The following is a 21,968-nucleotide window of genomic DNA, read 5'->3' as shown; positions in this document are numbered from 1 at the left end:
AGCATTTAAGACGCTTTGTATTGCGTTTTGGGAAAAACAAGGCAACAAAAAACCAACTGTTTACCGCCATTTGCATAAAGAAACTCGGCCTGAGCGCTCGAAACCGTTACCCTATGCAGCTGTTTTTTTGCATTTCTTCGAGGTAGCACCCGTGTTTTCCCAATTCGCCCTGCACGAACGCCTGCTCAAAGCCGTGGCCGAGCTGAAATTTGTCGAGCCAACGCCTGTGCAAGCCGCGGCCATTCCGCTGGCGCTCCAAGGGCGTGACCTGCGGGTGACGGCGCAAACCGGTAGCGGCAAAACCGCCGCATTCGTTTTGCCCATCCTCAACCGTCTGATCGGCCCGGCGAAAATCCGCGTCAGCATCAAGACCCTGATCCTGCTGCCGACCCGCGAACTGGCCCAGCAGACGCTGAAGGAAGTTGAACGCTTCTCGCAGTTCACCTTCATCAAGTCCGGACTGATCACCGGCGGCGAAGACTTCAAGGTCCAGGCCGCGATGCTGCGCAAGGTGCCGGACATCCTGATCGGTACGCCGGGCCGGATGATCGAGCAACTTAACGCCGGTAACCTCGACCTCAAGGAAGTCGAAGTACTGGTGCTCGACGAAGCCGACCGCATGCTCGACATGGGCTTCGCCGAAGACGTGCAGCGTCTGGTGGACGAATGTACCAACCGTCAGCAGACCATGCTGTTCTCCGCTACCACCGGTGGCTCGGGCCTGCGCGAGATGATCGCCAAGGTCCTGAACAACCCTGAGCACCTGCAGCTCAACGCGGTCAGCCAGCTGAACGACACCACTCGCCAGCAGATCATCACCGCTGACCACAACCAGCACAAAGAACAGATCGTCAACTGGCTGCTGGCCAACGAGACCTACCAGAAAGCCATCGTCTTCACCAACACCCGGGCCATGGCCGACCGTATCTACGGCCGCCTGGTGGCGCAGGAATACAAAGCGTTCGTGCTGCACGGCGAGAAAGACCAGAAGGATCGCAAACTGGCGATCGACCGCCTGAAGCAGGGCGGCGTGAAAATCCTCGTGGCCACCGACGTCGCCGCTCGCGGCCTGGACGTTGACGGCCTGGACCTGGTGATCAACTTCGACATGCCGCGCAGTGGCGACGAGTATGTGCACCGTATCGGTCGTACCGGCCGCGCCGGTAACGATGGCCTGGCCATCTCGCTGATCTGCCACGGCGACTGGAACCTGATGTCGAGCATCGAGCGCTACCTCAAGCAGAGCTTCGAGCGCCGCACCATCAAGGAAGTCAAAGGCACCTACGGCGGACCGAAGAAGGTCAAGGCCTCGGGCAAGGCCGTCGGCGTGAAGAAGAAAAAGACCGACGCCAAGGGCGACAAGAAGAAAACTGCCGCCAAGACCCCGACCAAGCGCAAGAGCGCCAACCGACCGAAGAGCGACTCCCTGGTCAGCAAGGACGGCATGGCGCCGCTCAAGCGCCGCAAGCCGGAAGCGCCAGCGGCTGAGTAAGTCGCTGTACGCGACCCAGGAAAAACCCGGACAGTGTCCGGGTTTTTTTATTCCTGGCGTCTATCAGCCTTCGGTTTTCTTCTCGGCAGAGCCCAACTCCTTCAAGCGCTGGTCGATCAACTGGCACTTGTCCGGCAAGTCTTTGGAGGCAGTGCCCAGATCCATTTTTTGCAACTCGTCATTGATCTCCTTGGCCTTGGTCGGATTCTGCTCGGTGAGCCTGGCCACTTGCTGGGCCAGTTGTTCGCGTTTGGCGGTGGCTTCCTCGGGAGTGCAGGCCCAGGCGGGCAGGGCACAAGCGAGGGCAGCGGCGAGAGTGAGCGTCTTCAGCAGTGGTTTCATGGGCAGGGGCCTCAGCTCCGGTCAAGGCGGGTTATCCGGTTGAGCGCTGGCCCCTGGGGAAAGTTCAGTCTGTGATATTTGCGTTGGTTGTCAGGGCCACTTCGCGGGCAAGCCCACGGGTTTTGTGAGCAACACAGAAAACTGTGGGAGCGGGCTTGCCCGCGAAGGCCGCGCCTAGGTGTCTGGGGCTAACCACTGTGGCAGCAACTCGACTTCGCCTGTTCCTCATATTTGTCATGGTGGCGCACCCATTCCATGATCTCCTCCTCATTGCGGCCCTTGGGCGTCAGGTCGAGGTAGTTGTAGGCGCCGACCAGCATGTCCAGGCCGCGGGCATAGGTGGAGTAGGTGTGGAAGATTTCGCCGGCTTCATTGCGATAAAACACGCTGAGACCAGGGAGTTCTTCCTCGGCGCCGTCGGTTTTTTCGTAGTTATACGTAGCCTTTCCTGCGGCGACCTCTTCGGCCCGGGCACAGACGCCAAAGTCGTAGTTGAAGTCGCATCCTGCCGACGACACCCAGTCGAACTTCCAGCCCATGCGCCGCTTGAACGCCTGGAATTCATCGAAGGGTGCGTGGGAAACCGCCACCACTGCAATGTCGTGGTGGGCCAGGTGCTGGTTGGCGCCGTCGATGTGATCGCTGAGGTACGAGCAGCCGGGGCAGCCCTCGTCCCAGCCCTCGGCGAACATGAAGTGGTAGATGACCAACTGACTGCGGTCGCCGAACAGGTCCGCCAGTTTCAGTTCGCCATTGGCCCCCTGGAAATGGTAGTCCTTGTCGATTTTCACCCAGGGCAGGGCGCGGCGTTCGGCGCTGAGTTTGTCCCGTTCCCTGGTGAAGGCTTTCTCGTGGATCAGGTGTTGTTTGCGGGCAGCGAGCCATTCTTCCCGCGACACGACGGGGTGATTCTGGATGTTCATGTTGTTTTCTCCTGCGTGGGGCTGGGAGGTGACCTACACAGACTAGTCGTTTGGCTTGGGTGGAATTCGACATGCCGCCGGTCGGTCGTCAGCGAAAGGCTGTCTGAACGGCTGCCGGGCGCACCGGTCACAACCTGTAAGGCCCGTTCAATTGCACGGGCATCCATCGAACGGACACCGGAGGTTGAATCAGGATGACGACTTACAACTGGGACTTGATTGAGCGCTTGCTGCATGAAGCGCAAAACAGCGCGGGCCACAACTTCACGCCGCGGCCTTACGCCGAACAGCATGCGGCGCAGAAGGCCGCGGAAGGCGAGTCGATAGATAATCTTGATCACTTGAAAACGGTGGCTGGCGAGTACGAAAAGCTGCTGCTGATGCGTGGCTATATCGCGCCGCGACCGGAGGACGAAGGGGGTACGGGTGCCAATTACATTTTGACGGCGCGGGGTTCGTGCTTATTGAGTCTGCTCGACAGCAGTATTCTCGGTAATGATCACCCGCGGCAGGTGCTCGATGAACAGGAGGATGCGCTGGATGAGATGACGTTTGATCAGGTGGCGTCGAAGGCGCAGATTGCCTGATGTACGTGTACACCCTGTGGGAGTCAGTTCCCACAGGGGGGGGGCGCTTAGCCTTGTTTCGCCGCTTTCAGGCACTTCAGATCACTGAAGTCCTTTCTCACACCCTCGATTTTCTTCAGTAATCGTTCACGCTGGCTCGGTGTGCTTGCAGCCATGAGGTCTACGAACAGCGAACGTGCCTGGGCCTCGGTGTTGGCAAAGGCCTGACGATAGGCGGGTGTCCACAAACTCTCGCGATTGATCAGAAGTGTCTCGATTCGTTGTGGGAATTGTGGACTCTGGCGTTGCGCAACGGCCGCGCTGAACTGTTTCTGCCAATGGACACGATTGGCCAGCCACTGCGTATTCTGATCACCCAAGGCCCTGGACCATGTGGTGACCCGCTGTTGCTGGGTGTTGTTCAGTGGGCCGAGCCAGTCGTTCAGGCGTTTCTCCATGCGCGCGCTGCGCTCCTTGATCTGTTGGTCGAGGGTGGGCTTGAGGTATTCCGCCTGGCGTTTGCGCCGGTCCTTGGCGAAGGCATCGTTCATTTCGGCGACTTGCTTGTCATCCAGCCCTTGCAGCAACTCGATGGCCGACGGGGTGATTTCCCGCGCGGTCTCGGCGATCGCCTGTTCGGCTTCTTGGGCGCGGGCCTGCAAGGCGGCATCGGTGACCTGGTTGGTCGCGATCATGGTTTGCAGGCGGTCCAGCCAGTCGAGATAGCCGGGCAGTTGGGTGGTGCAGTGCCAGCTCAGGTGTTCCTTCAAGCGTTCGTCCAGCCAGCTTTTCTGCTCGCCGTTCATGTCCAGGTAGTCGCTGAGCGTCCACGGGATGATCACATCGAGATTGCGGTAGGCCAGGCCCACGCGGCTGCACGCACCGAGGGCGAGGGTAACGGCCAACACAACGGCGATATGTTTGAGCCAGCGGGACATGGGCGAATCCTTGCGAAAGCCAGTCTTCGGGGTCTGATTCTCTTGTGAACCCAGGAGGGGGCCGGCAGTTCAGCCGATCAATAGAACGCGTGTTCGGCCTTGAGCGTCACCAGCCCGTCGCATTGGTTGTTGTGCCCGGCATAAGCCGAGCAACCGCTGCCGCTCAGGCTGGAGTCACTGTAGATCAGGTCGAGGTCGATGCCCATGAACGGGCGGGACAATTTCAGCGACCAATCGGTAAAGCTGCCTACATACCCGCCATCCACCGCCACTGGCGTATTGAATTGGTGGGTGGTGTATTTCAGGCTGATGCCGACACCGAACGGTTGATTGCCGCTCAAGTCAGCGAATAGCGTGTTGTTCTGTTTGTCCGGGTCGTTGCTGAAGGCGATGCCGAAACGGCTGCCGAGCAAGGTCAGGCCGCCGAACAGTTCCTGGCTGTCAGGGCTGGTGACTTCGGGGTAGCTGTAGCGGATCAGGCCCACTTCGTAGCCGAGGGTTTGGTCGAAGGGTTGTTTAAAGCCTGCGTAGGAATCGATCTCGAGGTCTTTCCCCGGGCTGATGCCCATGCTGGGTGACCATTGGCCCACGTAGAAACCGCTGTCGTGGCTCAGGTCCAGGCCTCCGTGGAACGAACCGACAGCCGAGGGTTTGACCAGGCCTTGGGCCATGCTGCGGGTGGGGGTAGTGCCGAGTTTGAGATCGAAGGCACCCAGTTCACGCTGAAAGATTTGTGCGTGTGCTGCGGAGCAAACCAACAGACCGCCGAGCAATGCCGATAAACAGGAAGGTTTGAACATGCGTCACTCCATGAACAGCGAGGGCAGGCTGGTGAGCCCGCTGAAACGCTTGATCCAGACGCGTGCAAGGATACCGGCGAATGATCGGCAGCGAAGGCCGTTCGTCGATTTCCATGGATTTGAAGGGGTGTCGGACGGGATGACGAGGGTTCCAGTCCAAGCGCTTCGAGGCTCAAAGCGCTTTGGGACCAGGTGACGCGAGGGGGTTACTTTTTGCCCAGGGTGATCTGCTTGGACGGGCCGAACGTCTGGCCGCTGACGCCTTTGGCAATTTGCTGGATTTCACCGCCGGACTTGAGGAACGCTGCGATCTGGCTGTTGATCGACTCGCTGGTTTCAACGGCTGGAGCTGGCTTTGCTTTGCTGGTGGATGCTTTTACGCGCATGGCGGCCATTAACCTGTAGAAAATTAACTTGGCCAGGCATCGTACAGGAATTACCTGATAATTGCTTGGCAAATATCCCCTCGCAATAATCATGAGATCTGGGTAATCAGTCCTCGGACAATATTCGAAATATGCGCCTAAGCCGCTGTTTTAAATAAGAACATTGCCTTGAAAAATGCCGAGTTACGCTTGTCTGGGCATGGCGTGAATGCCCGGATCGGTCTGACGAGCGGCCAGGCATGCGATGAAAGCCCGTGAAAATCAAGGCTTTCAGAGGATTTCTCGCGCCACCGGGCCGGGGGGGCGAACGCGGCGCTTAAAACCGGGTAGAATGCCGCCCACGCAATGAGGGTATTGGACATGGCTTTAGTCGGGCGTTACAACAGTTTGCAAGTGGTTAAACACACTAACTTCGGTTTATATCTGGACGGTGGCGCGGATGGCGAAATCCTTCTGCCAAATCGTTATATTCCAAAAGATATTCCTAGCGAAGATGAAGACTGGCTCAACGTTTTTATATATCTGGACAGCGATGACAAACTCATCGCCACTACTGAAAAACCGAAAGTTCAAGTGGGTGAATTCGCCAGTTTGAAAGTTGTTGAAGTCAACAGCATCGGCGTATTCCTGGACTGGGGCTTGCCCAAGGACCTGTTGCTGCCGTTCTCCGAAGAGAAGCGTCAGATGACGGCGGGCGAGTACGTGGTGGTACACGTCTACCTCGACAAGCACACCCGCCGCATCACCGCGACCGCGCGCCTGGACCGCTACCTGGACAAGACCCCGGCCAACTACACGGCTGGTCAGGAAGTGGACTTGCTGGTGGCCGAAGCCACGGACATGGGCTTCAAGGCCATCATCAACAACAAGCATTGGGGCCTGATCCACAAGAACGAAATCTTCAAGTTCATGCGCGCCGGTAAAGAAGAAAAGGGTTTCATCAAGGAAGTTCGCGCCGACGGCAAGATCAGCCTGAGCCTGCAGCCGGTCGGCCAGGAAGCGGCCACCAGCCTGAACTCGAAGATCCTCGCCAGGTTGCGTGAAAACAACGGCACCCTGGCCGTGAGCGACAAGAGCGATCCGGCGTTGATCAGCAGTCTGTTCGGTGTCAGCAAGGGCAACTTCAAGAAGGCCATTGGCGCGTTGTACAAGAATGGCCAGATTGTCATTCATGCCGATCGTATCGAACTTAGCTGATCCCACTCTGCCTTGTAGGAGCTGCCGAAGGCTGCGATCTTTTGATCCTTGAAATCAGGATCGCAGCCTGCGGCAGCTCCTACGGGGGCATTTTCCGGTCTTCTGGTTGATAATCGACAACACGATTTTTCGCCCCGGTAGTTTCTTTTCAACGAAATGACCGGGGTTTGCTTTTACTGCCGAGTCTTTGCCATGGATTGTGTCTTCGAGGTGTTCCGGTGAGCGCCACCCGGCGCAGTACCGACGGGTTTGCCCTGCAAGTGATGGTCGGATTGTGCCTGGTCTGGGGCGTTCAGCAGGTGATGATCAAGTGGGCGGCGGCCGATATCGCGCCGGTGATGCAGGCGGCCGGACGTTCCGGCATGTCGGCGTTGCTGGTCGGGCTGCTGATCTGCTGGAAGGGCGGCTGGAACCAGGTGAGTACGACCTGGCGCGGCGGTCTGCTGGCCGGCGCCTTGTTCGGCCTGGAGTTCTTCTTCATTTCCGAAGGCCTGCAGCTGACCACGGCGGCGCACATGTCGGTGTTCCTCTACACCGCGCCGATCTTCACGGCATTGGGTGTGCACTGGTTATTGCCCAGTGAGCGTTTGCGACCCCTGCAATGGCTGGGGATTGTCCTGGCCTTTATCGGGATTGCCATCGCGTTTGCCGGCGGGGTGTCCTGGGACAATCTTGATTACCGGATGTTGATGGGCGATGCCTTGGGGGTGCTGGCGGGGGCCGCCTGGGGCGCGACCACGGTGGTGGTGCGCGCCTCGCGCCTGTCGGAAGCACCGGTGACCCTGACGCTGTTCTATCAGTTGATTGTCGGTTTTTTCGGTTTGCTGTTGATCGCGCTGCTCAGCGGCCAGATCACCCATGTCAGCCTGACCACCGTGGCGGTCACCAGTGTGCTGTTTCAGGGCGTGGTGGTGTCGTTCTTCAGTTACCTGGTCTGGTTCTGGCTGTTGCGCCGTTACCTGGCGGCGAACCTCGCGGTGTTTTCGTTCATGACGCCGTTGTTTGGCGTCACCTTTGGTGTCGTGCTGCTGGGCGAGAAACTGAGCCTGAACTTCATTCTCGGCGCCGTGTTGGTGTTGGCGGGCATCACCTTTGTCAGCGCTGAGCAGTGGCTGCGCCGTCGTTTGCGCAAAGCTCTGGGGCAGCACTGACCGGCGCGAGCAACAGACCGCCGGCGATCAGCAAGCCGCAGCCGGCGACCACCAGTGCCGGCTGCAAGCCGCCACAGAAATGACTGCTGAGCGCCGCCAGCAATGGCCCGCTGAGCTGGCCCACGGCAAAGCAGGCCGTCAGCAGGCCGGCATTGCGTTGGGTGGCATGGGGGGCCAGTTCCCGGGATCGCTGGATCACCAGTTGCATGCAGGCCAGGAACGGCGTGCCGCACAGGATCACACCCAATGCCAGCCCCGGACCGTTGGCCAGCAGGCAGGCAAACACGCCAGCGGCTTGCAGCCATAACGTTGCCATCAACCAGCGCCGCGTTGCGCCCGCTTTTTGGCGACGCAGACTCACCAGCACCACACCCGTAGCCGCTGCAAGACCGAAGCACGGCCAGAACAGGTCGGCCTGCCATTGACCATGGAATTGCGCATTGGCCATTTGCGACAGAAAGGTCGCCGGGATGATGTAGCCCAACCCGTACAAGCCGTAGATCAAGCCCAGGCGAGCGATGCCTTGAGTGCCCGATGCGCTGGCGCCGGGTGCAGCGGTCGCGATTGCGCTCGCTTGCGGCAGGAACGGCAGAATCCCCAGCAGCATCGCCAGCCCTGCGCCAGCGTACACCAGCCACAAGGTGGCGGAACTCTGGCTCAGCAGATTTGAGCCCAGGGCCAACAAACCTGTGAGAAAAATCCCCAGGCCCGGTCCGGCGAAGACCAGAGCGCCGAGCCGGGGACGACCGGCCGCTGCCGCGAGCGGCTGGCTCAGTGCGGTGATCATCACCAACACCCAGGCGCTGGCCACGCCGGTGCCGAAGCGCAGCAGCAGGTGCGACCAGAACCCATTGGCCCAGAACGACGCCAGGGTCAGCAACACGCAGAGCCACAACCCGCCCAGCAGGCGCCGGCGCACTTGCGCGGGACGCCGGGAATACATGGCGTCCACCGCGCCGATGAAATAACCGAAGTAGTTGGCGGCGGCAATCAGCCCGGCGGCGGTCAGGTCGATCTGACCTTCGCTGAGCAGGTGTGGCAGTTGCGGCGTCAGGGCAAAACGGCCGATGCCCATGGCCATCATCAGGGCAACGAAACTGGCGGATAAGCGAATCAGGGGAGACATGGTCTGGATACCGTTCAGAGGATCGATGACCGTCAGGCTAGGGCTGATTGACTTTCTTTAAAAATGAATAATAGTGAGTAACTTGTTCTTTTTCGGAGAATAACGTGGAGTTCAGCCAATTACGCATCTTCCAGGCGGTGGCGGAGGAAGGGTCCATAACCCGGGCCGCCGAACGGCTGCATCGAGTGCCGTCGAACCTGTCGACCCGGCTCAAACAGCTGGAAGAGCAACTGGGTGTAGAGCTGTTCCTGCGCGAGCGTCAGCGCTTGCAGCTGTCGCCTGCGGGAAAAGTCCTGCTGGACTACACCGCCAGGTTGTTTGCCTTGCGCGACGAAGCCAGCGCGGCTGTGCAGGGCGGGCAACCGGCGGGCGACTTCGTGCTCGGCACCATGTACAGCACGGCCGCTATTCACCTGCCGGGGCTGTTGGCGCGCTATCACCGCTTGTATCCGGCGGTGAACCTGCAAGTGCAATCCGGTCCCAGCGGTGAATTGCTCGAAGGCCTGCTCACCGGTCGACTCGATGCGGCGCTGGTGGATGGCCCTATGGAGCTGGCCGGGCTCGACGGTGTGCCCTTGTGCGACGAGCGCCTGGTGCTGATCAGCGAGGCCGATCATCCGCCCGTGCGCAGCGCGCTGGATGTGGAAGGTCGCGCGGTGTTCACCTTTCGCCAGGGCTGCTCCTATCGCATGCGCCTGGAGGCCTGGTTCGCCCATGACCATGCGGCGATGGGCCGGGCGATGGAGATCGAGTCCTATCCGGGAATGCTTGCGTGTGTGATTGCCGGTTCCGGTGTGGCGCTGATGTCGGAGTCGATGCTTGCCAGCCTGCCGGGCCGCGAGAGTGTGGCCGTGCATCCGTTGGCCGAACCGTTTGCCAGCGCGACCACCTGGCTGATGTGGCGCAAGGGCATGGTCGGGGCCAACCTGAATGCCTGGATCGAGCAGCAACAGGCGGTTTTTCCGCAGGCAAAGGTGCAGGCGCAGGAAATTGCCTGAACGCCGGCTGATTGTGATGGATTCAGTAACAGATCATTGCGACTTTGCACGAGCATTGCGTAGGACTTCGGACTATTATCAGTGCGAAGGGGCTACAGAATTTTGGCCGCTCGGCACTACCCTGAAGGGGGCACCATGAAAGAGAAAATCCAAAACTGGCTGCATGACCTGGGCGTGGCGCTCGGCCTGATCGAACCGCCTATGCAGCCCGTACCTGTTCGTACTGACGACGAGCAGCGTCGACCACGCCGCAGGTAAGCGCTGAAGCGCTCACGCGATTACGGCCTGTATCGTGCGAGCGCTGTGGTTCGAGGGCACTATTCTGAGGCGACAATAGTATTTCACCACTCATTTATCATGCGTGGTGTTTCACCGTTTGAAGCACTTTCTTAACTTCTTTTCGGACACATTAGTCCTTCGGGAAAATACGCATAGTGCCAAAGTTGCGTTCCTCATCGTCGATCGGGCTATTGTCGGCATACCTACCCGAGACTTCAAACGTTCCTAACTGAGCGGCAGAGACCTGAAAGTACACTTCATTTTTGCTGCTACGCTGGAGCGCATAACGATACCCTGGGGCCTCTTCATCTTGTCCTGTAAATTGAAAACCATACAGTCCAGAGTAAACGTCAACGTTATCACCGTTCAAAAACACCCAATCTCCCGCCTTGACTTCGTTCGGCAGGATAGGAGCAGGTGGGTGAATTCCTTTTTTTGAATCTTCCATCTCAACACCTCATTCTAAAAAAGAATAGAGCCGGTACCCTTTGAGTTCGAGTCGGCATTTCTAAAGTAGTCTTCGACGGAAAAGCCAGGCTACTGTCAGAAATAACAGTTCCGATGAGTGGTGATTTGAAAGTCACGAACACTTGAGTCAGGTGTATTTGGCTATCATTTAATGCCTGCTGATCTGAATCAGAAAACGGCTGATGTCATTGGCCGTTTTTGCGCTATTGAGCATCTGATCTTCCTCGTCAGTAAACGCCGTCACACCCAGTTCATCTTCCAGATGGAAGATCAGCTCTTCGATATCTTTTTTGTCCAATCCCAACTGCGTCAGGCTGGCGTTGTCGTCGAAGTCATCCCGACCTTCCAGCAGGCGGCTGATGTAGCGATGTACGACAGCACGAAGGGCGGCTTCTTTCATGATCGTTCTTCGAGGAGGTGGGAGCAGTTCTCCCTGCCGGTGCATTCCCTGCCGTTGAGTACAGCAGGCTTTAGCCGTGTGAGCGTTGCCATTCGTCAATCATGCCGCGCAAATGCTCTCCGGAAAAACTGCCGAAATGCCCGCCATGCACCGTGCGGATCGGCAGCGCATGCAGGCGTAGCAGGCTGCGTGCGTAGTCCTCGAGATTGGAATGGTAGGCGTCTTCGATCAGCGGCCCGTCGTAGATGATGTCGCCGCTGAACAAGGTCTCGGTGGCGGCTTCGTACAGGCAGATGCCACCCGGCGAGTGTCCCGGCGTGTGCACGACCTGCAACACGCGGTTGCCCAGGTCCAGCACATCTCCATCTTCGACAAACCCCGTGGCCGGCGCGGCCTTGACCCGGTACTCGGCGTAGCACAGCGGGCAATCGGGGTGCGCCTCGAACATGTCGTCGCCGACAAAGGCTTTGCTCAAGTCGTTGTTGCCATCCGGCGCGGCCAGAATGTCCGCCTCGGCCGGATGCACCAGGCGCTCGGCGAATTCGTGATGACCGGCGATGTGATCGAAATGGCAGTGGCTGGCCACGGCCACCAGCGGCCGCTCGGTGATCCACGGCAGTTGTTCGCGCAGGCTGACCAGGCCCGAGCCGCTGTCCAGCAGCAGGTCCTTGTCACGGCCCTGGATATGCCAGAGGTTGCAGCGGTAGAAAGGCCGGATGTACGGCTCGTGAATCAAGCGGATACCGTCGCTGAGATGTTTGACTTCGAACCACTGGTCGCGGCTGACGATCTTCATAGGCAGTTTCCTTCAGACGAAAAAAAACGAGTGTGGCAACCGACGCCACACTCGTCGAAGAAAGCATCGAGTCGTTATGTTTCAGCTTAGGCGGCGCTCGCCACCACAGCCGTGCGACGGGACAACAGGCTGACCAGCACGAAGCTCACCAGGCCTACACCGAGGCTGTAGTAGATCGGGGTGTTGGCATCCAGGCCGTCCTTGAACATGAACAGCAGCGCGGTGGCGAAGCCCATGCCCATGCTGGCGATGGCGCCGGCGGTGGTGGCGCGTTTCCAGAAGATCGCGCCCATCAGCGGGATCAGCATGCCGCCTACCAACAGGTTGTAGGCCAGGGTCAGGGCGCTGATCACGTCGTTCACCACCAGGGCGATACCCAGCACCACAATACCGGTCAGCATAGTGACCAGGCGGTTGAGGCCCAGGCTCGACTGTTTGCCGCCACGCAGTTTCGGCAACAGGTCTTCGGTCAGGGTAGTGGCAGCGGCCAGCAGGCCGGCGCTGGCGGTGGACATCATGGCGGCCAGTGCGGCAGCGATCACCAGGCCACGGATACCGTCCGGCAGGGACAGTTTGACGATGGCGGCGAAGGCGTTGTTGACGTTGTCCAGATCCGGGATCAGTACGTGTGCAGCCATGCCGATCAGGGCGCAGGCCAGACCGTAGAGGATGCAGTAGATACCGGCAGCGGTACCGGCAACCTGAGCCACTTTGGCGGTCTTGACGGTGAACACCCGTTGCCAGATGTCCTGACCGATCAGGATGCCGAAGAAGTAGATCATGAAGTAGGTGATGATGGTGTCCCAACCGATGGTGGTGAAGCTGAAGCTCGCCGCCGGCAGTTTCGTTACCAGTTCATCCCAGCCGCCGACGCGGTACATGCAGATTGGCAGGAGGATGAACATCAGGCCCACGGTCTTGATCACGAACTGGACGATATCGGTCAGGGTCAGGGACCACATGCCGCCAATGGCCGAGTAGATCACCACGACGCCACCGCCCAGCAATACCGAGATCCAGAACGGCAGGCCGAACAACACTTGCAGAACGGTGCCGATCGCCAGGATCGAGGTCACGCCGATCATCAGCGCGTAGGCCAGCATGATCACCGCGCTCGCGGAGCGAGCCATCGGGTTGTAGCGTTTTTCCAGCACCTGGGTAACGGTGTAGATCTTCAGTTTCAGCAGCGGTTTGGCGAGGAGCAGGTTCAGCGCCACGATCCCGCAACCCAGCGCGGCACACAGCCAGAAACCGGAGATGCCATGCACGTAGCCCAGACGCACGGTGCCCACGGTGGACGCGCCGCCCAGAACGGTGGCAGCCATGGTGCCCATGTACAGGCTTGGGCCGAGGTTACGACCGGCCACCAAAAAGTCTTCGTTGGTCTTGGCCTTGCGCATGCCGTAATAGCCGAGCAGCAGCATCGCGGCGGCGTAGATGAGTACAACGAATAAATCCAAAGCCATTATGGCGTGTCTCCGATTGTCTTTTTTATGTGAAACAAAGGCGTTTCTGTGGGGCTGCTTTCTGTGGGAGCGAGCCTGCTCGCGAAGGCATTCGGTCAGTCACATCGATGTTGAATGTGCCGCCGTCTTCGCGAGCAGGCTCGCTCCCACAAGTGGATCTGTGTCAGGCGGGCTGACGTATTTCAGGTTTTGCAACGGCGCTGGCACCGCGGCTACGAACATCGTTCGGGCCGAACACTTCGCGTGATTCCGGGAACAGGCTCAGCAGCACCAGGTACACCAGCGAGGCCAGGCCCAGGGTCACGGGCAGGCTGATATCGATACCACCGGCCAATTCGCCCAGTGGCCCGACAAACTGACCCGGCAGGTTCACGAAGCACAGGCCGACGGCCGCGCTCGGGATCCAGGCACCCAGGCCACGCCAGTTCCAGCCGTGGGTGAACCAGTAACGGCCACCTTTCTCGCCGCGGGTGAACACTTGCAGGTCATCCGGGCAGTAGAAGCCGCGACGCACCAGCAGGCCGATGATCATGATCACCATCCAGGGGGTGGTGCAGGTGATGATCAGCACGGCGAAGGTCGACACGCTCTGCACCAGGTTGGCCGCGAAGCGCCCGATGAAGATGAAGGCAATCGACATCACACCGATCAGCAGCGTGGCCTTGACCCGCGACAGTACCCGTGGGAATACGCTGGACATGTCCAGGCCGGTGCCGTACAGCGAAGTGGTGCCGGTGGACATGCCGCCGATCACCGCGATCAGGCACACCGGCAGGAAGAACCAGCTCGGCGATACCGCCAGCAGGCCACCGACATAGTTGTTGGCCGCGATGTAGTCCGGTGCCTTGATCGCTACGATGGTGGCGGTGGTCAGGCCGAACAGGAACGGGATGAACGTTGCGATCTGCGAAATCACCACCGCCGCCATGATGCGGCGCTTGGAGGTGTCACGCGGAATGTAGCGCGACCAGTCGCCGAGGAACGCACCGAAGGAAATCGGGTTGCTCATGGCCACCAGTGCTGCACCGATGAAGGCGGCCCAGAAACCGGGTTGGCCCATGTTGACGCTACCGGCGTAGTTCGCATCGAAAGGACCTGCGAAGGCGAAGATCCCCAGCAGGAACAGCAGGCTGGCACTCCAAACCGCGATCTTGTTGACCCACAGCAGGAAACGGAAACCATAGATGCACACCGTCAGCACCAGGATCGCGAACAGACCGTAGGCCAGGCCCAGGGTCAGATCGGTTTCCGGCAGACCGACCAGGCGTTTGGCCCCACCGATCAGCGCATCACCCGAACTCCACACCGAGAGCGAGAAGAAGGCGATGGCGGTCAACAGCGACAGGAACGAACCGACGATCCGCCCATGCACGCCGAAGTGAGCACCGGAAGACACGGCGTTGTTGGTGCCATTGATCGGGCCGAACAGGCCCATTGGCGCGAGGATCAGCGAACCCAGCAACACGCCCAGCACAATCGCCCAGACGCCCGCCTGGAAAGACAGGCCGAACAGGACCGGGAAACTGCCGAGAACGGCGGTTGCAAAGGTGTTGGAACCACCGAAGATCATCCGGAACAAGTCCGTCGGGCCTGCGGTGCGTTCGTTGTCCGGGATCTGTTCGACCCCGTGGGTTTCAATTTGCGTAAGGCTTTGGTCTTTGTTGTTGTTATTCATGATCTGCTCCGATCATAAAGGCGCGCTCATCGTGCGTGAGCGTCACCTGTTTGGCTAAGGGGGTGGCAGCCCTTCCGGCAAGGCGGATAAGTGTTCGTGACAGGCCAGCCATAGGCCTTGTTGTTCTTGGCCAGACGCTTGTTTCTTGAAAACAATCGTCTCGCGCTCCTGGCTAAAGTGCTGCTCCCCTTGCATGCGCAGCTCGGTGGCTACGTCATGGATGAAAATCGCCACATCACCCTGCAGGCTGACGAAAGCGTTGCTCGAGGTGCACGAGAGCACCTCGAAGCCATCCTCGGCGCGCCAGCCGTCCCACATCGCCTGATAGGCGTCGCGCGACAGCAGGGGCTTTTCGAGGGTGTAGAAGACGAAGCTGGCTTCAAAGCTGAAAGCGCCGAAGTAGGCTTCGCGATCGTTACGGGCAAAAGCTGACACCAGGTCGGCGGCGGCTTTCAGAACCTGATCGCGTTCATTCATGACCAACCCTCAGCGGTGGACTACGCCAGGCAGTACGCAGAGCATTTCGTACAGCAGGTTGGCGGCCAGCAGCGAGGTGTTGCCGGTGGTGTCGTAAGCGGGCGAGACTTCTACCAGATCGCAACCGACCAGGTCGAGGCCTTGGCAGCCACGAACGATCTCGATCGCCTGGATGGTGGTCAGGCCGCCGATTTCCGGGGTGCCGGTGCCTGGTGCCCAGGCCGGGTCGATACCGTCGATGTCGAAGCTGAGGTAGACAGGACCGCCACCGACTTTCTCGCGGACTTCAGCCATCAATGGCTCCAGCGATTTGTGCCAGCACTCTTCGGCCTGAACTACACGGAAGCCCTGGTTGCGGCTCCAGTTGAAGTCGTCAGCGGTGTAGCCCTGGGCGCGCAGGCCGATCTGCACCACGCGGTCCGGATCAATCAGGCCTTCTTCAACGGCGCGACGGAACGTGGTGCCGTGGGCGATTTTCTCGCCGAACATGTGATCGTTCACGTCAGCGTGAGCGTCGATGTGCACCAGGCCGACCTTGCCGTGCTTCTTGTGGATGGCACGCAGGATCGGCAGGGTGATGGTGTGGTCGCCGCCCAGGGTCAGGGGGATCACGTCGTGTTCGAGGATGTTGTCGTAGGACTCTTCGATGATCCGCACGGCATCGAGCAGGTTGAAGGTGTTGATCGCGATGTCGCCGATGTCGGCAACCGACAGCGAATCGAACGGTGCAGCGCCAGTGGCCATGTTGTACGGGCGAATCATCACCGATTCAGCACGGATTTCGCGAGGCCCGAAACGGGTGCCAGGGCGCAGCGAGGTACCGATGTCCAGCGGCACGCCAACGAAGGCAGCGTCCAGACCGGCAGCGGTATTCAAGTGGGGGAGTCGCATCATGGTGGCGATGCCGCCGAAGCGCGGCATTTCGTTGCCGCCCAGTGGTTGGTGAAGAATCTTGTCCACGGGTAGGGCCTCATCGTCGTTGTTTTATTTATGTGGTTGCGCCGTTCACGGAAGTACGGGCGCACCTTGTGGCAACGATTCTGCGAAATGTAGTGGCCGGGAAGAATCGCTACGGGCAAATACTTAGTTCAGATTTTTCTAAACTAATGACGAGGACGGCGATAGACTTGTTGCCTCATCCTTCAAAGTGATGAGTTGTACAGTACCTGTGGGAGCGAGCTTGCTCGCGATAGCGGTGGGTCAGTCAACATCAATATTGACTGACCCACCGCTATCGCGAGCAAGCTCGCTCCCACAATGATCTTCATTACCTTCAGCGGTGTGCGTTACCCCGAGATCGGAGCATTTCCATGGCCAACGCTTTACCCGACCTGAAACTATTGCGCATCTTCGTCAGCGTGGTGCGTCACCAGGGCTTTGCCAACGCCCAGCAGGAGCTCAACCTCTCGACGTCAGCCATCAGCACCTACATGAGCCAGCTCGAAGCGGCCCTGGGCCTGGTGCTTTGCCATCGCGGTCGTGGCGGGTTCAGCCTGACCAGCAAGGGTGAGTTGTTCCATCAGGAAACCCTGCGTCTGTTGGGCGAACTCGAAGGCTTCGAGCAGTACGCCGCCGCCCTCAAGGGCGAGTTGCGTGGCACCTTGAACCTCGGGGTGATCGACTCCACCGTCAGCGACAAGGCCCTGCCGTTCGCCGAGGCCATCGGTGCCTACAGCCAGGAACACCCGGCCGTGCACTTGCACCTGTCGGTCATGAGCCCTTACGAACTGCAGCTCGGCGTGCAGGACAACCGTCTCGACCTGGCCATCGGTGCGTTTTCCACGCGCATGAGCGGTCTGGTCTATATGCCGCTGTACCGTGAACAACACTGGCTGTACTGCAGTACGCGGCATCCGCTGTTCAACGAGCGGCGCATTCCCGAGCAGGTCATCACCCAGCAGCGCATGGTCGGCCGCGGCTACTGGAGCCAGGCCGAACTGGCGCGTCACGGCTTCAAGCACAGCGCCGCGACCGTGGAAAGTATGGAAGCCCAGTTGATTCTGGTGCTGTCGGGCGCCTACATCGGCTACCTGCCGGAGCACTACGCCCAGGCTTGGGCCGACAAGGGCGACTTGCGGGTGCTGCTGCCGGCGACCTTTGGTTATCAGGCGCCGTTCTCGATGATCGTGCGCCGGGGCCGTAGCCGCGAGCCGCTGATCCAGACGTTCCGTGATTTGCTTAAAGCCCAACTGAATCAGGCCTGAGAAGATGTCCAGAATCCAATGCCCACGCTGCCTGCGTCCGCAATCTCATTGCCTGTGCCCGTTGATCCCGAGCCTCGAAAGCCGCACCCGGGTTTTGCTGTTGCAGCATCCGAGCGAAGTGAACCATGCACTCAATACAGCGCGGTTGGCAGCGTTGGGCTTGAACAATGCCGAGTTGATCGTGGGCGAGGTGTTCGAGGATTTGCCGGTGTTGTTGAATCGTCCGGGATATACGGCGCGGTTGTTGTTTCCGGGCGAAGAAGCGCAGCCGATGAAAGCCTATGGCTGCTCTGATGAATCGATGTTGCTGGTCGTCCCGGATGGCACCTGGCGCAAGGCGCGCAAGATGCTGCACCTCAATCCGCTGCTGGCGGCGTTGCCGAGGGTGACGCTGGCCGAAGGCGGTGTGTCCCGTTACCGGCTGCGCAAGGCACCGGGGCCGGGGGCGCTGTCGACCGTGGAGGCGATTGTGCAGGCGCTGGAAACCCTCGAAGCGCCGACTTCGTTTGCGCCGTTGTTAAAGCCGTTTGAAGCGTTGATCGAGGGGCAGATTGCGGCGATGGGGGAGGAGGTTTACCAGCGTAATCATTCTGAAAAATGATCGGTGGTCTTGCTGGCCTCATCGCGAGCAAGCTCGCTCCCACAGGTTTTGTGGTGTTTGCAGATTTTGTGTACGACGCGGACATTGTGGGAGCGAGCTTGCTCGCGATGACGGCAGCAAGATCACAACAGACTTTGAGGAGGGCCTACCTTTCCCGCATCGCCTCGGTCCGCGCCTTGAGCACCGGCTTAAGCAGGTAATCCAGCACCGTTTTCTCCCCGGTAATAATGTCCACCGTTGCCACCATCCCCGGGATGATCAGCAGTGGTTTCACATCCCCGCCCAGATGGTTTTTGTCGGTGCGCACCTGAATCAGATAAAAGCTGTTGCCCTTGTCGTCGGTGATGGTGTCGGCGCCGATCAGCTCCAGCTTGGCGCTCAGGCCGCCGTAAATGGTGTAGTCGTAGGCACTGAACTTGACCATGGCTTTCTGGCCCGGATGCAGGAATGCAACGTCCTGCGGGCGGACCTTGGCTTCGATCAGCAGATTGTCTTCCAGCGGCACGATTTCCACCATGTCACTGCCGGGCTGGACCACACCACCGATGGTGTTGACCTTCAACACCTTGATGATGCCGTGCACTGGCGAGACCACGGTGGTGCGAGTCACGCGGTCGTCGATGGCAATGCTCGATGCCGTGATTTTCGACAGTTCTGTGCGTTTCTCGTTCAGCTCTTTGGCCGCTTCCGAGCGGAAGGTCTGTTCCGACTCGTCGATCTTGCTTTTGATCTCGTTGATCGCCGATTCCGCTCGGGGGATCGCCAGGGTGGTGGCGTTCAGCGAGCCGCGAATCTCCACGGCGCTGCGTTTGAGGCGCAGGATTTCCACCGGTGACACGGCACCGGTGCCCACCAGCGGCGTGGACATGTTCATCTCTTGTTGCAGGAGCGCCAGACTGGAACTGAATTGACCCTGTTTCGAGCGGAACTCTGCCAGTTCCTGGGTCTTTTGCCGAAGTTGTTCGGACAGTGTGCGCTGCTCGCTCGCGAGTCGACGTTGCCGTTGCTCGTACAGCGAACGCTCGTCTTCGGCCACTTGCGGCGCCTTGGCGATCACTTCTTCTGACAGCTTGAACGGCCGGCCTTCGGCTTCGGCCGAGAGCCGTTCGACCTGCGCGGTCAAGGCGTAGCGATCGGCTTCGCTTTCGCCCTTGTTCGACAGGTAGCGCGTGTCATCCAGGCGCAGCAAGGTGTCGCCCTTGTTCACCATCTGCCCTTCGCGCACAAAGATTTCGGTGACGATGCCGCCCTCGAGGTTCTGGATTACCTGGACCTTGCTCGACGGAATCGCCTTGCCTTCGCCCATGGTCACTTCCTGCAACACGGCGAACTTGGCCCAGACCAGTGCGCAGATCAGCAGTGCAGCGGTCAGCCACACGGTGATCCGTGACCAGCGCGGCGAGTCCTGCAACGAGGCGCCGGCGGTTTCCGGCATGAATTCGACTTCGGCGCTTTTGCCGAAGCTGTTGAAGTAGCCACGTCCTTTCGTTGTTACAGGCAGGTCAGCAGACATGGCCAACTCCTAGACGGCCGCAGAGCCGACACGGCCCTTGCGCAGTGCATCGATGACTGCTTCTTTCGGCCCGTCGGCGACGATCCGTCCGTTGTCCAGCACCACCAGCCGATCCACCAGGCTCAGCATCGAGGTGCGGTGAGTCACCAGCAGCACGGTTTTGCCCTGGACCCAGCCGTGGAGTTTTTGCCGTAGAACGTCTTCGCTGCTGTTGTCCATGGCGCTGGTCGGTTCGTCGAGCAGCAGGATCGGCGGGTCGAGCAACAAGGCCCGGGCGAGCAAAACCGCCTGGCGCTGACCACCGGACAGCAACTGTCCGCGCTCGCCCACGGGCCGGTCGAAGCCTTGCGGGTGTTGCCGGGCCAGTTCGGTGACGCCGGTGAGTTCGGCCACTTCGAGCATGCGTGAGTCACTGATGTAGCGCGCGCCAAGGGTCAGGTTATCGCGCAGGCTGCCGGCCAGCAGCGGCAAGTCATGAGCGACGTAACCGATCTGATGGCGCAGGTCGGCGACGTCGAGCTGTCGCAAGTCCAGGCCATCGAGCAATAGCTGGCCTTCCTCCGGTTCGTAGAAACCCATCACCAGCCGCGCCAGGGTGCTTTTACCCGAGCCGCTGCGACCGATCACGCCGATTCGCTCACCGGGTTTCACGCTGAAACTGACGTTGGCCAGCGCCGGGGCATTCTGGCCGTTGTAGTGGAAGGTCACACTGACAACATCCAGCGCCCCTTGCAGTTGCGTGCGCTCCAATGGCCGTTGTTTGGCGTCGCGCTCCTGGGGCAGGCCCATCAGCGCGTCGGTGCTTTTCATGGTCAGTTGCGCTTGCTGGTAGCGGGTGATCAGGCCGGCGATCTGTCCCAGTGGCGCCAGTACCCGACTGCCGAGCATGTAGCTGGCCACCAGGGCACCGACGCTGAGATTGCCGGCGATGATGCTGTAGACCCCGGCGACGATGGTCGCCATGCCCGACAGTTGCTGGATGAACAGCGTGCCGTTGGTGGCCAGGGCCGAGAGGTTGCGCGCATGGCTGTCGAGGCGGGTGAGGGCGCCGTGGGTGCTTTCCCATTTGTGCTGGCGTTCGCTTTCGGCGCTGCAGGCCTTGAGGGTTTCCAGGCCGCTGAGGGTTTCGATCAGCAACGCCTGGCGTTCGGCACCGAGGCTGAGGCTTTTCTGTACGGTGTCGCGCAGGCGTACCTGGATCACCATGGCGAAAATGATGGTGATGGGAAACGCCAGAATCGGAATCACCACCAGCCAGCCACCGAGCAGGCCGATCACCAGCAGCATCAGCAGGCAGAAGGGCAGGTCGATCAGGCTGGTGAGAGTCACGGCGGTGAGAAACTCCCGCAGGCCCTGAAAGTCATGAATGCTTTGGGCAAAACCACCGATGGTCGCCGGCCGTGCTTTCATCGCCATGCCGGTGATGCGCTCGAACAGGGTGGCCGACAGGATCACGTCGGTTTTCTTGCCGGCGGTATCCAGCAGGTGCGCGCGAACGACTCGCAGCACCAGTTCGAAAGCGGTGCCGATCAGCAGACCGATCGCCAGCACCCACAAGGTCGAAGTGGCCTGGTTCGGCACTACGCGGTCGTAGGTCTGCATCACGAACAGCGGCACCATCAGACCCAGCAGGTTGATCAGGAAACTCGCGAGGATCGCGTCGCTGTACAGCCATTTCGACAGCTTCAGCGTATCGCGGAACCAAGCATGGACCCGAGGCATCAGCGGCGAGCGCAAGTCTTCGAGTTCGTGGCGTGGCCGGGCAAACAGCGCCTGGCCACTGTAGTGTTCGGCCAGCTCTTCAGGGCTGAGCCATTGTTCGCCGCCGTCGGCTTCGCTGGGCAGGATCAGCACCTTGCCGTCATCGGCATAACGACGCAGGACGGCCGTGCGGCCGTTGTTGAGCAACAGCAGCACGGGCAGGTTGAGCGGCGAGATGTCCTTGAGGTCACGGCGCAGCAGGCGCGCCTGCAAACCGGCCCGGGCCGCTGCACGGGGCAGCAAGTCCAGGCTGAGGCGTTGGTGGGCCATGGGGAGCCCGGCACTGAGGCTGGCGCGACTGACCGTCGCGCCGTGGAGTTTGCAGAGGATCAGCAGACCATCCAGAAGCGGGTCATCGAAGCTCAGGCGCGGATCGACACCGGTGTTGCCGGGTTCCATGCTGGTCATT

Annotated in this window: 23 protein-coding genes; 8 read left to right on the top strand and 15 right to left on the bottom strand. The window is 60.0% G+C overall.

All coding sequences use genetic code 11. The features are described 5' to 3' along the window. Nucleotides 1-151 precede the first annotated feature (151 nt). The gene (locus tag PPUTUW4_RS20165) at nucleotides 152-1,492 is read left to right on the top strand and encodes a DEAD/DEAH box helicase (RefSeq protein ID WP_007972492.1); all 1,341 of its coding nucleotides are present in this window, start codon (nucleotides 152-154) and stop codon (nucleotides 1,490-1,492) included. Between the two features lie 63 nt (nucleotides 1,493-1,555). Here the strand turns inward: PPUTUW4_RS20165 and PPUTUW4_RS20160 are convergent, their stop codons facing one another. Beyond that, a complete protein-coding gene (locus PPUTUW4_RS20160) occupies nucleotides 1,556-1,834 on the bottom strand; it encodes a hypothetical protein (RefSeq protein ID WP_015096335.1) in 279 nt (92 codons plus the stop codon). Between the two features lie 188 nt (nucleotides 1,835-2,022). After that, nucleotides 2,023-2,757, bottom strand: a complete 735-nt coding sequence (locus tag PPUTUW4_RS20155; protein WP_015096334.1) for a thioredoxin family protein — start codon at nucleotides 2,755-2,757, stop codon at nucleotides 2,023-2,025. Nucleotides 2,758-2,951: 194 nt separating this feature from the next. Between PPUTUW4_RS20155 and PPUTUW4_RS20150 the strand changes: the two genes are divergently transcribed. Continuing rightward, nucleotides 2,952-3,344: a hypothetical protein gene (locus PPUTUW4_RS20150; RefSeq protein WP_015096333.1), complete on the top strand. Its 393-nt coding sequence runs from the start codon at nucleotides 2,952-2,954 to the stop codon at nucleotides 3,342-3,344. A gap of 47 nt (nucleotides 3,345-3,391) precedes the next feature. Here the strand turns inward: PPUTUW4_RS20150 and PPUTUW4_RS20145 are convergent, their stop codons facing one another. From PPUTUW4_RS20145 to PPUTUW4_RS20130, 3 genes are all read right to left on the bottom strand, one after another. Beyond that, nucleotides 3,392-4,261: a DUF6279 family lipoprotein gene (locus tag PPUTUW4_RS20145; RefSeq protein ID WP_015096332.1), complete on the bottom strand. Its 870-nt coding sequence runs from the start codon at nucleotides 4,259-4,261 to the stop codon at nucleotides 3,392-3,394. 77 nt (nucleotides 4,262-4,338) lie between these two features. Continuing rightward, nucleotides 4,339-5,061, bottom strand: a complete 723-nt coding sequence (locus PPUTUW4_RS20140) for a TorF family putative porin (protein ID WP_015096331.1) — start codon at nucleotides 5,059-5,061, stop codon at nucleotides 4,339-4,341. Nucleotides 5,062-5,267: 206 nt separating this feature from the next. Then, entirely contained in the window at nucleotides 5,268-5,456 is a 189-nt protein-coding gene (locus PPUTUW4_RS20130; protein ID WP_015096330.1) for a hypothetical protein, read from the bottom strand. Between the two features lie 351 nt (nucleotides 5,457-5,807). On the opposite strand from PPUTUW4_RS20130, the gene PPUTUW4_RS20125 reads away from it, so the two are divergent. Continuing rightward, on the top strand, nucleotides 5,808-6,644 hold the full coding sequence (locus tag PPUTUW4_RS20125; RefSeq protein ID WP_015096329.1) for a S1-like domain-containing RNA-binding protein: 837 nt from the start codon (nucleotides 5,808-5,810) through the stop codon (nucleotides 6,642-6,644). 218 nt (nucleotides 6,645-6,862) lie between these two features. Next, nucleotides 6,863-7,795, top strand: coding sequence for a DMT family transporter (locus PPUTUW4_RS20120; RefSeq protein ID WP_015096328.1), 933 nt, complete (start codon nucleotides 6,863-6,865; stop codon nucleotides 7,793-7,795). On the opposite strand, the gene PPUTUW4_RS20115 is transcribed toward PPUTUW4_RS20120, so the two are convergent. Then, nucleotides 7,740-8,921: an MFS transporter gene (locus tag PPUTUW4_RS20115; RefSeq protein ID WP_015096327.1), complete on the bottom strand. Its 1,182-nt coding sequence runs from the start codon at nucleotides 8,919-8,921 to the stop codon at nucleotides 7,740-7,742. The two genes, PPUTUW4_RS20120 and PPUTUW4_RS20115, sit on opposite strands and share 56 nt — an antisense overlap. Before the next feature lie 104 nt (nucleotides 8,922-9,025). Here PPUTUW4_RS20115 and PPUTUW4_RS20110 point away from each other — a divergent pair, with 104 nt between their 5' ends. Further along, nucleotides 9,026-9,919, top strand: a complete 894-nt coding sequence (locus tag PPUTUW4_RS20110) for a LysR family transcriptional regulator (protein ID WP_015096326.1) — start codon at nucleotides 9,026-9,028, stop codon at nucleotides 9,917-9,919. A gap of 135 nt (nucleotides 9,920-10,054) precedes the next feature. Continuing rightward, the gene (locus tag PPUTUW4_RS30520) at nucleotides 10,055-10,177 is read left to right on the top strand and encodes a PA1414 family protein (RefSeq protein WP_265102312.1); all 123 of its coding nucleotides are present in this window, start codon (nucleotides 10,055-10,057) and stop codon (nucleotides 10,175-10,177) included. Nucleotides 10,178-10,328: 151 nt separating this feature from the next. On the opposite strand, the gene PPUTUW4_RS20105 is transcribed toward PPUTUW4_RS30520, so the two are convergent. From PPUTUW4_RS20105 to speB, 7 genes are all read right to left on the bottom strand, one after another. Beyond that, nucleotides 10,329-10,646, bottom strand: coding sequence for a hypothetical protein (locus tag PPUTUW4_RS20105; protein ID WP_015096324.1), 318 nt, complete (start codon nucleotides 10,644-10,646; stop codon nucleotides 10,329-10,331). 168 nt (nucleotides 10,647-10,814) lie between these two features. Next, nucleotides 10,815-11,066 (bottom strand): hypothetical protein, encoded by a 252-nt coding sequence (locus PPUTUW4_RS20100; RefSeq protein WP_015096323.1) that lies wholly within the window; start codon nucleotides 11,064-11,066, stop codon nucleotides 10,815-10,817. A 70-nt stretch (nucleotides 11,067-11,136) separates the two neighbouring features. Continuing rightward, a complete protein-coding gene (locus PPUTUW4_RS20095; protein ID WP_015096322.1) occupies nucleotides 11,137-11,862 on the bottom strand; it encodes an MBL fold metallo-hydrolase in 726 nt (241 codons plus the stop codon). 86 nt (nucleotides 11,863-11,948) lie between these two features. After that, a complete protein-coding gene (locus PPUTUW4_RS20090; RefSeq protein WP_015096321.1) occupies nucleotides 11,949-13,328 on the bottom strand; it encodes a sodium:solute symporter in 1,380 nt (459 codons plus the stop codon). Nucleotides 13,329-13,491: 163 nt separating this feature from the next. Continuing rightward, nucleotides 13,492-15,003, bottom strand: coding sequence for a cytosine permease (locus PPUTUW4_RS20085; protein WP_015096320.1), 1,512 nt, complete (start codon nucleotides 15,001-15,003; stop codon nucleotides 13,492-13,494). A gap of 54 nt (nucleotides 15,004-15,057) precedes the next feature. After that, nucleotides 15,058-15,480, bottom strand: coding sequence for a nuclear transport factor 2 family protein (locus tag PPUTUW4_RS20080; RefSeq protein ID WP_015096319.1), 423 nt, complete (start codon nucleotides 15,478-15,480; stop codon nucleotides 15,058-15,060). Between the two features lie 9 nt (nucleotides 15,481-15,489). Beyond that, nucleotides 15,490-16,440: an agmatinase gene (speB, locus tag PPUTUW4_RS20075; protein ID WP_007972517.1), complete on the bottom strand. Its 951-nt coding sequence runs from the start codon at nucleotides 16,438-16,440 to the stop codon at nucleotides 15,490-15,492. A gap of 350 nt (nucleotides 16,441-16,790) precedes the next feature. Here speB and PPUTUW4_RS20070 point away from each other — a divergent pair, with 350 nt between their 5' ends. Further along, the gene (locus tag PPUTUW4_RS20070) at nucleotides 16,791-17,684 is read left to right on the top strand and encodes a LysR family transcriptional regulator (RefSeq protein ID WP_007972518.1); all 894 of its coding nucleotides are present in this window, start codon (nucleotides 16,791-16,793) and stop codon (nucleotides 17,682-17,684) included. Between the two features lie 4 nt (nucleotides 17,685-17,688). Beyond that, nucleotides 17,689-18,285 (top strand): DTW domain-containing protein, encoded by a 597-nt coding sequence (locus tag PPUTUW4_RS20065; protein WP_015096318.1) that lies wholly within the window; start codon nucleotides 17,689-17,691, stop codon nucleotides 18,283-18,285. Nucleotides 18,286-18,430: 145 nt separating this feature from the next. On the opposite strand, the gene PPUTUW4_RS20060 is transcribed toward PPUTUW4_RS20065, so the two are convergent. Both PPUTUW4_RS20060 and PPUTUW4_RS20055 read right to left on the bottom strand, forming a co-directional pair. Then, nucleotides 18,431-19,798 carry an HlyD family type I secretion periplasmic adaptor subunit gene (locus PPUTUW4_RS20060; protein ID WP_041474935.1) on the bottom strand — a complete coding sequence of 456 codons (1,368 nt, stop codon included), beginning with the start codon at nucleotides 19,796-19,798 and terminating at the stop codon, nucleotides 18,431-18,433. A gap of 9 nt (nucleotides 19,799-19,807) precedes the next feature. Further along, complete coding sequence (locus tag PPUTUW4_RS20055) at nucleotides 19,808-21,967, bottom strand: type I secretion system permease/ATPase (RefSeq protein WP_015096316.1); 2,160 nt, start codon at nucleotides 21,965-21,967, stop codon at nucleotides 19,808-19,810. Between the last annotated feature and the right edge of the window lies 1 nt (nucleotide 21,968).

It is taken from the genome of Pseudomonas sp. UW4 (assembly GCF_000316175.1).
Taxonomy (GTDB): Bacteria; Pseudomonadota; Gammaproteobacteria; order Pseudomonadales; family Pseudomonadaceae; genus Aquipseudomonas; species Aquipseudomonas laurylsulfatiphila.
Note: the sequence above shows the minus strand (reverse complement) of the source record. Positions and strands in the feature narration are given on the sequence as shown.

Excerpts from the sequence above, each read along its gene's own strand:
- PPUTUW4_RS20160 (WP_015096335.1), bottom strand. The coding sequence starts at position 1,834 with ATGAAACCACTGCTGAAGACGCTCACTCTCGCCGCTGCCCTCGCTTGT.
- PPUTUW4_RS20155 (WP_015096334.1), bottom strand. The coding sequence starts at position 2,757 with ATGAACATCCAGAATCACCCCGTCGTGTCGCGGGAAGAATGGCTCGCT.
- PPUTUW4_RS20150 (WP_015096333.1), top strand. The coding sequence starts at position 2,952 with ATGACGACTTACAACTGGGACTTGATTGAGCGCTTGCTGCATGAAGCG.
- PPUTUW4_RS20145 (WP_015096332.1), bottom strand. The coding sequence starts at position 4,261 with ATGTCCCGCTGGCTCAAACATATCGCCGTTGTGTTGGCCGTTACCCTC.
- PPUTUW4_RS20140 (WP_015096331.1), bottom strand. The coding sequence starts at position 5,061 with ATGTTCAAACCTTCCTGTTTATCGGCATTGCTCGGCGGTCTGTTGGTT.
- PPUTUW4_RS20130 (WP_015096330.1), bottom strand. The coding sequence starts at position 5,456 with ATGGCCGCCATGCGCGTAAAAGCATCCACCAGCAAAGCAAAGCCAGCT.
- PPUTUW4_RS20125 (WP_015096329.1), top strand. The coding sequence starts at position 5,808 with ATGGCTTTAGTCGGGCGTTACAACAGTTTGCAAGTGGTTAAACACACT.
- PPUTUW4_RS20115 (WP_015096327.1), bottom strand. The coding sequence starts at position 8,921 with ATGTCTCCCCTGATTCGCTTATCCGCCAGTTTCGTTGCCCTGATGATG.
- PPUTUW4_RS30520 (WP_265102312.1), top strand. The coding sequence starts at position 10,055 with ATGAAAGAGAAAATCCAAAACTGGCTGCATGACCTGGGCGTGGCGCTC.
- PPUTUW4_RS20105 (WP_015096324.1), bottom strand. The coding sequence starts at position 10,646 with ATGGAAGATTCAAAAAAAGGAATTCACCCACCTGCTCCTATCCTGCCG.
- PPUTUW4_RS20100 (WP_015096323.1), bottom strand. The coding sequence starts at position 11,066 with ATGAAAGAAGCCGCCCTTCGTGCTGTCGTACATCGCTACATCAGCCGC.
- PPUTUW4_RS20095 (WP_015096322.1), bottom strand. The coding sequence starts at position 11,862 with ATGAAGATCGTCAGCCGCGACCAGTGGTTCGAAGTCAAACATCTCAGC.
- PPUTUW4_RS20090 (WP_015096321.1), bottom strand. The coding sequence starts at position 13,328 with ATGGCTTTGGATTTATTCGTTGTACTCATCTACGCCGCCGCGATGCTG.
- PPUTUW4_RS20085 (WP_015096320.1), bottom strand. The coding sequence starts at position 15,003 with ATGAATAACAACAACAAAGACCAAAGCCTTACGCAAATTGAAACCCAC.
- PPUTUW4_RS20080 (WP_015096319.1), bottom strand. The coding sequence starts at position 15,480 with ATGAATGAACGCGATCAGGTTCTGAAAGCCGCCGCCGACCTGGTGTCA.
- PPUTUW4_RS20070 (WP_007972518.1), top strand. The coding sequence starts at position 16,791 with ATGGCCAACGCTTTACCCGACCTGAAACTATTGCGCATCTTCGTCAGC.
- PPUTUW4_RS20065 (WP_015096318.1), top strand. The coding sequence starts at position 17,689 with ATGTCCAGAATCCAATGCCCACGCTGCCTGCGTCCGCAATCTCATTGC.
- PPUTUW4_RS20060 (WP_041474935.1), bottom strand. The coding sequence starts at position 19,798 with ATGTCTGCTGACCTGCCTGTAACAACGAAAGGACGTGGCTACTTCAAC.
- PPUTUW4_RS20055 (WP_015096316.1), bottom strand. The coding sequence starts at position 21,967 with ATGACCAGCATGGAACCCGGCAACACCGGTGTCGATCCGCGCCTGAGC.